General features: G+C 68.6%; 9 protein-coding genes and 1 pseudogene. 3 read left to right on the forward strand and 7 right to left on the reverse strand.

Features of this window, described 5'->3' with window-relative positions; translation table 11 throughout:
- From H0U68_RS08245 to rpsB, 6 genes and pseudogenes are all read right to left on the reverse strand, one after another.
- A pseudogene (locus H0U68_RS08245) lies at positions 1–279 on the reverse strand (phosphatidate cytidylyltransferase); the annotation flags it as partial.
- A gap of 15 nt (positions 280–294) precedes the next feature.
- Entirely contained in the window at positions 295–1,008 is a 714-nt protein-coding gene (uppS, locus tag H0U68_RS08250; protein WP_296354491.1) for a polyprenyl diphosphate synthase, read from the reverse strand.
- Between the two features lie 270 nt (positions 1,009–1,278).
- Entirely contained in the window at positions 1,279–1,842 is a 564-nt protein-coding gene (gene frr / locus H0U68_RS08255; RefSeq protein WP_296354493.1) for a ribosome recycling factor, read from the reverse strand.
- A 17-nt stretch (positions 1,843–1,859) separates the two neighbouring features.
- Entirely contained in the window at positions 1,860–2,579 is a 720-nt protein-coding gene (pyrH, locus tag H0U68_RS08260; protein ID WP_296354495.1) for a UMP kinase, read from the reverse strand.
- A gap of 40 nt (positions 2,580–2,619) precedes the next feature.
- Positions 2,620–3,510: a translation elongation factor Ts gene (gene tsf, locus H0U68_RS08265; protein ID WP_296354496.1), complete on the reverse strand. Its 891-nt coding sequence runs from the start codon at positions 3,508–3,510 to the stop codon at positions 2,620–2,622.
- Positions 3,511–3,594: 84 nt separating this feature from the next.
- Complete coding sequence (gene rpsB, locus H0U68_RS08270) at positions 3,595–4,359, reverse strand: 30S ribosomal protein S2 (RefSeq protein ID WP_296354497.1); 765 nt, start codon at positions 4,357–4,359, stop codon at positions 3,595–3,597.
- 173 nt (positions 4,360–4,532) lie between these two features.
- Here rpsB and H0U68_RS08275 point away from each other — a divergent pair, with 173 nt between their 5' ends.
- From H0U68_RS08275 to H0U68_RS08285, 3 genes are read left to right on the forward strand one after another with little or no spacing between them, the layout of a single operon-like run.
- Positions 4,533–5,867: an amidase gene (locus H0U68_RS08275; RefSeq protein WP_296354498.1), complete on the forward strand. Its 1,335-nt coding sequence runs from the start codon at positions 4,533–4,535 to the stop codon at positions 5,865–5,867.
- 17 nt (positions 5,868–5,884) lie between these two features.
- Complete coding sequence (locus H0U68_RS08280) at positions 5,885–7,159, forward strand: D-amino acid dehydrogenase (protein ID WP_296354500.1); 1,275 nt, start codon at positions 5,885–5,887, stop codon at positions 7,157–7,159.
- Positions 7,160–7,164: 5 nt separating this feature from the next.
- Positions 7,165–8,643, forward strand: coding sequence for an NAD(P)H-hydrate dehydratase (locus H0U68_RS08285; protein ID WP_296354501.1), 1,479 nt, complete (start codon positions 7,165–7,167; stop codon positions 8,641–8,643).
- Here the strand turns inward: H0U68_RS08285 and H0U68_RS08290 are convergent.
- The gene (locus tag H0U68_RS08290; protein WP_296354502.1) at positions 8,640–9,281 is read right to left on the reverse strand and encodes an SDR family oxidoreductase; all 642 of its coding nucleotides are present in this window, start codon (positions 9,279–9,281) and stop codon (positions 8,640–8,642) included. The two genes, H0U68_RS08285 and H0U68_RS08290, sit on opposite strands and share 4 nt — an antisense overlap.
- Positions 9,282–9,285 lie beyond the last annotated feature (4 nt).

Here is a 9,285-nt window from a genome sequence, read left to right on the forward strand (position 1 = left end):
GCCGCCCAGCACCCAGGCTGCGGCGGCAATGGTCCACAGCCAGGGCAGCGGCCGCCCCACCCAGCCCAGCGCCCAGGCGCCGGCGCACAGCGCCAACGTGACGACGCCGGCGGCGATGCTGCCGGCCGCACCCAGCCCATTGAGCCGCCCCCATTCCCAGCCGCCCGCCGCCAGCATCACCAGCGTGATGGCCATGAAGGGCACGGGAGACGGCCAGAACAGCGCCGGCAGCAGGATGGCGAGCAGCACGACGGCGGTGATGATGCGCTGCTTGAGCATTGCGGTGTCCTGGTGTCAGGCCGCTTGGCGCGCCGGCGTGGTTTGTTCGGAAGTGCGGCCGAAGCGGCGTTCGCGCCGGCCGTAGTCGGCGATGGCTGCGTCCAGCGCCGCGGGATCGAAGTCCGGCCACAGCTTGTCGCTGAAATACAGCTCGCTGTAAGCGGCCTGCCAGAGCAGGAAATTGCTGATGCGCTGCTCGCCGCCGGTGCGGATCAGCAGGTCGGGGTCGCTCACGTGGGCCAGCGCCATGGCGCGGTCCAGGCTGTGTTCGGTGATCGGCTCGCCGCGCGCGGCGAGGCACGCGGCCGCCTGCGCCACGTCCCAGCGGCCGCCGTAGTTGAAGCAGATGTTGAACACCAGGCGCGTATTGCCGGCGGTGGCCTTCTCGGCCTGTGCGAGGCCGGCCTGCACCTTGTCGGACAGGCGGCTGCGGTCGCCGATGAAATGGATGCGCACGCCCTCGCCGTGCAGCTGCGGCACCTCGCGCGACAGCGCGCCGGCCAGGAGCTCCATCAGGCCCGAGACTTCCTCGGGCGGGCGGTTCCAGTTCTCCGAGGAGAAGGCGAACACGGTCAGCACCTTGACGCCGACCTCGCCGCAGTGGCGCACGCACACGCGCAGCGCATCCAGGCCCTTCTTGTGCCCCGCCACCCGCGGCAGGAAACGCCGCGTCGCCCAGCGGCCGTTGCCGTCCATGACGATGGCGATGTGGTGGGGAATGGCGGCCATGCCTAGGGCCTGTTCACACGACTTTTGCCAGTGCGAACGCGATGAAAACCGCACCAATCTAGGCGCAGGACGACGCCAAGGCTGGACGCCTTGGCTAGGAGTGCAACAACGAGTGGTGCGGTTTTCATCACGTTCCCTTCGGGTTGCGGTCAAAAAGGCCATGCGCCGCGTTGCGAAGCCTTGCCGGACATCGAGTCCGGCTGCGTTTCGCGCCTTGCGCATGACCTTTTTGATCCGCAACGCATCTGGCAAAAGTCGTGTGCACAGGCCCTAGACCGCCATGATCTCCTGCTCTTTCATGTGCACCAGGCTGTCGATGTCGGCGATGTGCTTGTCGGTCACCTTCTGGATGTCGGCCTCGGCGCGCTTTTGCTCGTCTTCGGAAGCGGCCTTGTCCTTCACCAGCTTCTTCACGTGCTCGTTGGCGTCGCGGCGCAAGCTGCGAATGGCGATCTTGGCGTTCTCGCCTTCGTTGCGCACCAGCTTGGTCATCTCCTTGCGGCGCTCCTCGCTCATCGCCGGCAGCGGCACGCGGATCAGGTCGCCCATGGAGGCCGGATTCAGGCCCAGGTCGCTCTCGCGGATAGCCTTCTCGATCTTGGCGCCCATGCCCTTTTCCCAGGGCTGCACGCTGATCGTGCGCGCGTCCAGCAGGGACACGTTGGCCACCTGGCTGATCGGCATCATGGAGCCGTAGTAATCCACCTGCACCGTGTCCAGCAGGGCCGGGTTGGCGCGGCCGGTGCGGATCTTGGTCAGCGTGTTCTTGAACGCGGCGATGGACTGGTCCATCTTGGCCTGCGTGTTGCTCTTGATCTCGGCAATGGTGTTCATGCGGTTCTCCTCTTGGCTCAGGCGTACACCAGGGTCCCTTCGTCCTCGCCTTCGACCACGCGCTTGAGCGCGCCGTGCTTGAAGATCGAGAACACCTTGATCGGCAGCTTCTGGTCGCGGCACAGGGCGAACGCCGTGGCATCCATGATGCCCAGGTTGCGCGACATGGCCTCGTCGAACGTGATCTTGGCATAGCGCTCGGCCGACGGGTCCTTCTGCGGATCGGCGGTGTACACGCCGTCCACCTTGGTGGCCTTGAGCACCAGCTCGGCGCCGATCTCCGCGCCGCGCAGCGCGGCAGCGGTGTCGGTGGTGAAGAACGGGTTGCCGGTACCGGCGGCGAAGATCACCACCTTGCCCTCTTCCAGGTACTGCAGCGCCTTGGGCCGGATGTAGGGCTCGACCACCTGCTCGATGTTGATGGCCGACATCACGCGGGCCGTGAGGCCCTGCTTGTTCATCGCGTCGGCCAGCGCCAGCGCGTTCATCACCGTGGCCAGCATGCCCATGTAGTCGGCCGTGGCGCGGTCCATGCCGACCGCGCCGCCCGCCACGCCGCGGAAGATGTTGCCCCCGCCAATGACGATAGCCACCTGCACGCCCATGTGCACCACCTCGGCCACCTCCTGCACCATCCGCACGATGGTCGTGCGGTTGATGCCGAAGGAGTCATCCCCCATCAGCGCCTCCCCGGACAGCTTGAGCAGGATGCGCTTGTGGGCTGGCTGGCCTTTCATGGGGGGAGACTCCTTCTTCGGGGGTTGAACGGATGTTTTCTCAGGCGCTTTTGGCGGCCGCGACCTGCGCCGCCACTTCGGCGGCGAAGTCGTCGGTCTTCTTCTCGATGCCCTCGCCCACCACGTACATGGTGAAGCCCTTCACGCTGGTGCCGGCGGCCTTGAGCATCTGCTCCACGGTCTGCTTGTCGTTCTTCACGAACGACTGGTTGAGCAGCGAAACTTCCTTCAGGTACTTCTGCACCGAACCGTCGACCATCTTGGCGACGATGTCGGCCGGCTTGTTGGACTCGGCGGCCTTCTGCTGGGCGATCGAGCGTTCCTTGTCGATCAGCTCGGGGGGCACGTCGGCGCTGGACAGCGCCACCGGCTTCATCGCGGCCACGTGCATGGCGACGTCCTTGGCCGCGGTTTCGTCGCCCTCGAACTCCACCACCACGCCGATGCGCGAGCCGTGCAGGTAGTGCGCCAGCTTGGCGCTGCCGCCGAAACGCTTGAAGCGGCGAAAGCTCATGTTCTCGCCGATCTTGCCGATCAGGCCCTTGCGCACGTCTTCCAGCGTGGGGCCGAAGCCGTCCTGGCTGTAGGGCAGCGCGCCCAGCGCGGCCACGTCGGCCGGGTTGTGCTTGGCCACCAGTTCCGCGGCGGCCTGGGCCATCGCCAGGAAGCTGTCGTTCTTGGTGACGAAGTCGGTCTCGCAGTTCACCTCGAGCAGCGCGCCGGCGTCGCCGTCGCGGTAGGCAGTGACCACGCCTTCGGCCGTGACGCGCGAGGCGGCCTTGCCGGCCTTGTTGCCCAGCTTCACGCGCAGGATCTCCTCGGCCTTCTCCATGTTGCCTTCGGCTTCCGAGAGCGCCTTCTTGCACTCCATCATCGGTGCGTCGGTCTTGGCGCGCAGTTCGCCAACCATGCTTGCGGTGATAGCAGCCATCTTTGTCCTCGTCTTCTGTTCAGTTCGATCGTTGCTGTAAAAAAGGGGCCTCGAAAGCCCCTTTCTCATGTCCGGGCCCGGGGATCAGGCAGCGGAGCCTTCCGCCGCCACTTCCACGAATTCGTCGCCGCCGCTGCCGGCTTCGGAGACGGCGCGCACCACGTCGCCGGCCGCATTCTGGCGGCCTTCCAGCACGGCGTCGGCCATGCCGCGCGCGTAGAGCGTCACGGCCTTGGCGGAGTCGTCATTGCCGGGGATGACGTAGTCGATGCCCTCGGGCGAGTGGTTGGAGTCCACCACGCCGATGATCGGGATGCCCAGCTTCTTGGCTTCGGCGATGGCGATCTTGTGGTAGCCCACGTCGATCACGAACAGCGCGTCCGGCAGGGTGTTCATGTCCTGGATGCCGCCGATGTCCTTCTCCAGCTTGTCCAGCTCGCGCTGGAACATCAGCTGCTCCTTCTTGGACATGGTCTCCAGGCCGCCTTCCTGCTGCGCCTTCATGTCCTTCAGGCGCTTGAGCGAGGTCTTGACGGTCTTGAAGTTGGTCAGCATGCCACCCAGCCAACGCTGGTTGACGAAAGGCATGCCGGCGCGCTGCGCCTCGGTGAACACGATGTCGCGCGCCTGGCGCTTGGTGCCCACCATCAGGATGGTGCCGCGGTTGGCGGCGAGCTGCCTGGCGAATTTCGCCGCACCCTCGAACAGGGGCAGCGTCTTTTCCAGGTTGATGATGTGGATCTTGTTGCGATGGCCGAAGATGAAGGGGGCCATCTTGGGGTTCCAGAAGCGGGTCTGGTGTCCGAAATGGACACCGGCTTCCAGCATTTCACGCATGGATACGGTCATGAGATCTCCGAAGGTTGGGTCTAAAATCCCGCTCGAATCGCAACCCTTGAACAGAATGTCTGACTTGGGCCGCGGCACCTCGTGAGGCGGGATTCGCGATTTGCCTTGCCGAACCTTCTCCGCGCAGTGGCGGCCGTCCGGCAAAACCGCAAGATGATACCACAGGGCTCCCCTTGAGCTACCTTCCAGCCGACGACCTCCACGCCGTGCGCGAGCGCATCCGCCAGGGCTTGACCACTCCCACCGCCGAGCTGGAGCGCTGCGAAACCATCGCCCGCTCCGAGGCTTGCCGCAACACCTTCCTGAGGACCAGTTTCGAGGCTGCCCGCGCCGCCGCGCGGACCGCCGGCGGCATGCCGCTGGCCGGCTTGGCGGTGTCCGTCAAGGACCTGTTCGACGTGGCCGGCGAGGTCACCGCCGCCGGCTCCGTGGTGCTGGCCGATGCGCCCCCGGCCACCACCGATGCCCAGGCCGTCGCGCGCCTGAAGGCCGCCGGCGGCGTGGTGATCGGGCGCACCAACATGACCGAGTTCGCCTACTCCGGCATGGGCGTCAACCCGCACCACGGCACGCCGGTGAACCCTTGCGACAGGTCCGTGGGGCGCATCCCCGGCGGCTCGTCCAGCGGCGCGGCGGTGTCGGTCGCCACCGGCGCGGCCTTCGTCGGCCTGGGTTCGGACACCGGCGGCTCGATCCGCGTGCCGGCCGCGCTGTGCGGCATCGTCGGCTTCAAGAACACCGCGCGGCTGGTGTCCGCGCAGGGCACGGTGCCGCTGTCCACCACGCTGGACACCATCAGCGCCATGACCCGTTCGGTGCGCGACGCCGTGCAGGTGCACGAGATCCTGTCGGCGCGCCCGGTGGCGCACGACGGCAAGCCGCTGGCGCAGCGCCGCTTCGCCGTGGCGCGCACGCAGATGCAGGACGGCATGGATGCCACCGTCGCGCGCGCGTTCGAGCGCACGCTGCGCAAGCTTCGCGCGGCCGGTGCGCACATCGAGGAGATCGCGCTGCAGGAGATCGCGCAGCTCGGCCCGATGGGAGCCACCGGCGGCTTTCCTGCCCCCGAAAGCTACGCCTGGCACCGCGAACTGCTGGCCGAGAAAGCCTCCGGCTACGACCCGCGGGTGCGTGTGCGCATCGAGCGCGGCGCGGCCATGACGGCGTACCAGTACATCGACCTGTGCCACGCGCGCGCCGCCTGGATTTCCGACATGGAGCGGCAGCTGGCCGGCTTTGACGCCGTGCTCTCGCCCACCGTGCCGGTGGTGGCGCCACCGTTCGCGCCGGTGGCGCCGGGCGCCGAGCACGACGCCGACTTCTTCCGCGCCAATGCGCTGCTGCTGCGCAACCCCAGCACGGTCAACATGCTCGACGGCTGCGCCATTTCCATTCCCTGCCACGCGCCCGATGAGCTGCCTGTCGGCCTGATGATCTGGCACGGTCCGCTTCGCGACGATACGATCCTGAATGTCGCAGCGCAGGCCGAGGCCGTGCTCCTCTCCTGAAGAAAAACAAAGCAGTAATGAAAGTCGCGATCGTGGGCGCCGGGATCATCGGCGTCACCACAGCCTATGAGCTGGCCGCCGACGGCCATGAAGTCATCGTCTTCGAACGGCACGGCGCAGCCGCGCTGGAAACCAGCTTCGCCAATGCCGGCGTGGTGGCGCCGGGCTACGTCACGCCCTGGGCGGCGCCCGGCATGCCCGGCAAGGTGGCGCGCTACCTGTTCAGCCGCCACGCGCCGGTGCGGCTGTCATGGCCGCTCAGCAAGGCGGACGTGCGCTGGATGCAGCAGTGGCGCCGCGCCTGCGAGCTGGATACCTACCTCGCCAACCGCGCGCGCCTGCAGCGCCTGGCCTTCTACAGCCGCGAACGCCTGCACCTGCTGACCGAGCACCACTTGCTGGAATACGACCGCGCCGAAGGCTACATGGTGCTGCTGCGCTCCGACAAGGAACAGAAGCTGGCGCAGCCCGGCCTGCAGGTGCTGCGCGACGCCGGCGTGCCGTTCAAGGAGATCGGCCCCGAGGAAGCCCGCGTGCTCGAGCCCGCGCTGAATCCCGACACGCCGTTCGCTGGGGCGGTGCACCTTCCCGGCGACGAAGTCGGCAACTGCCGCCAGTTCGCACTGCTGCTGAAGAACGAGGCGCAGGCGCTGGGCGCGCACTTCGAGTTCAACGCCACGGTGCATCCGCTGAACCCGGCCAACCCGACGCTGCTGCGCGCGGTGCAGCCCGGCATGACGCTGCCGCAGGAAGGCCGCTTCGACGCCGTGGTGGTGTGCGGCGGCGTGGACTCGGCCATGCTGCTGCAGCCGCTGGGCCTGCAGCTGCCGCTGGCGGCGGTGCACGGCTACTCGATCAGCGCCCCGATTCGCGAGCCGCTGAACGCGCCGCGCAGCGGCCTGATGGACGAGCGCTACAAGGTCGCCATCTCGCGCCTGGGCAACCGCGTGCGCGTGGCCGGCAGCGCCGAGATCGGTGGCGTGCCCGGGCGCAAGCGGCCGGGGGCGATCCAGACGCTCTACAAGGTGCTGCACGACTGGTTTCCCGGCGCCGTGCAGCTGGCGAACACCGGCGCCTCGGTGCAGGAGTGGAAAGGCGCACGGCCCATGCTGCCCGACGGACCGCCCGTGATCGGCGCCAGCGGGACGCCCGGCGTGTGGATCAACCTGGGCCACGGCTCGAGCGGCTGGGCGCTGTCCTGCGGCAGTGCCCGCGCCCTGGCCGACCTGATGTCAGGCCGCCCGCCGGAGATCGACATGGAAGGCCTTGGCATCGAGCGCCTCGCGGCGTGAGCCCCATTCGCCGCATCACGCCCGAGCATCCCTGGCCGCTGTTCGGCGTGGCGGCAACGCGCGGCATTGAGCAGGCGGCCGCGGCGCAGCTGCCACCGCACGCGTTGATGCAGCGTGCCGGCCTCGCGGTGGCGCGGCTCACGCTGGCACTGGCCCCGCATGCCCGCACGGTCTGGGTCGCCTGCGGTCCCGGCAACAACGGCGGCGACGGCCTCCAGGCCGCCATGCATCTAAAGCAATGGGGCAAGCAGCCGGTCGTCACCTGGCTGGGCGAAGAAGGCAAGGTGCCAGTGGATGCGAGTGCATCGCTGCGGCGCGCGCGCGATGCCTGCGTTGCTTTTACCGAGGAACCGCCCGCACAGTGGGATTTCGCGCTCGACGCGTTGCTGGGCATCGGCGCGACGCGTCCCGCGACCGGCCGCATGCGCGTGTGGATGGACTTGCTCAGCGCGCGTGCCGATGCGGTGCTGGCGGTCGATGCGCCCTCCGGCCTGGACACCGACACCGGGCAAGGCGAATCGGTGCGGGCCGCCCACACGCTCAGCCTGCTCACGCTCAAGCCCGGCCTCTTCACCGGTGCGGGCCGCGATGCCTGCGGCGCCGTGTGGTGGCACGACCTGGGCGTCTCCCCTGCCCTCGTGCCGCAAGCCGATGCCTGGCTGTCCGGCCCGCCGGCAGCGCCAGCGCGGCTGCACGCCTCGCACAAGGGCAGCTATGGCGACGTGGCGGTGATCGGCGGCGCGCCAGGCATGGGTGGCGCCGCCTTGCTCGCCGCGGCTGCCGCCCTGCACGGCGGCGCGGGCCGCGTGTTCGTGGGTCTGCTGGACCGAGACGCCATGATGGTGGACGCGCAGCAGCCCGAATTGATGTTCCGCGGCTGGAATTCCCTGGACCTGGCGAACATGGCCGTCGCGTGCGGCTGCGGTGGCGGCGACGCCGTGCGCGAAGCGCTGCCGAAGGTGCTGTCCACCGCGCGGGCGCTGGTGCTGGACGCCGACGCGCTGAACGCTGTCGCCAGCGATCCGCAGTTGCGCGCGCAACTGCAGGCGCGCGGCCGGCGCGGCGATCGCGCGACCGTGCTCACGCCGCATCCGCTCGAAGCGGCGCGGCTCCTGGGCAGCGGCACGGCGCAGGTGCAGGCCGACCGACTGGCGGCGGCGCAGGCGCTGGTGCGGGAATTCGGCGTGGTATGCGTGCTCAAGGGGTCCGGCACTGTGATTGCCGCGCCGCAAATGGCGCCGTGCATCAATCCGACGGGCAATGCGCGTCTGGCGACGGCGGGGACCGGCGACGTGCTGGCCGGCATGGTTGCGGCGCGGCTCGCGCGCGGCATGCCGGCATTCGATGCGGCCTGTACCGCGGTGTACGAACACGGGCGGACTGCCGACGTGTGGCCGCCGGGGCTTGCGTTGACGGCGCAGGTGTTCGCGCGTGGCGGCCCTCACCCCGGCCCTCTCCCGGAAGGAGAGGGAGCAGAACCCTAGCCCCTGCCGACGAAGGGCATCTTCGTCGCCATCACCGTGTGGAACAGCACGTTGGCTTCCAGCGGCAGGTTCGCCATGTACAGCAGCGACTGGCCGACGATATCCACGTCCATCAGCGGCTCGGCCGCGATGTCGCCGTTGGCCTGCGGCACGCCTTTGGCCATGCGCGCGGCCAAATCGGTCTGCGCGTTGCCAATGTCGATCTGGCCCACGGCGATGTCGTACTTGCGGCCATCCAGCGCAGCCGCCTTGGTCATGCCGGACACCGCGTGCTTGGTCGCCGTGTAGGCAATGGAGTTCGGCCGCGGCGCATGCGCCGAGATCGACCCGTTGTTGATGATGCGACCGCCGCGCGGGTCCTGCGCCTTCATGACGCGGAAGGCCTGCTGCAGGCAATAGAACATGCCGTTCAGGTTGGTGTCGACCACGCGCTTCCAGTCGGCCAGCGCCAGGTCTTCCAGCGGCACGCTGGCCGCGCCGACGCCGGCGTTGTTGAACAGCAGGTCCACGCGGCCGAAGGCGCGCGCGGTCTGCGCGAACAGCGCCTCGACCGACGCCGGATCGGTCACGTCGGTGGCGACAGCCAGCGCGCGTTCGCCGGCGCCCGACTCCGCGGCCACGGCCTGCAGCGCATCCATGCGC

It is taken from the genome of Ramlibacter sp., assembly GCF_013697775.1.
In the GTDB taxonomy this organism is placed as follows: Bacteria; Pseudomonadota; Gammaproteobacteria; order Burkholderiales; family Burkholderiaceae_C; genus Ramlibacter.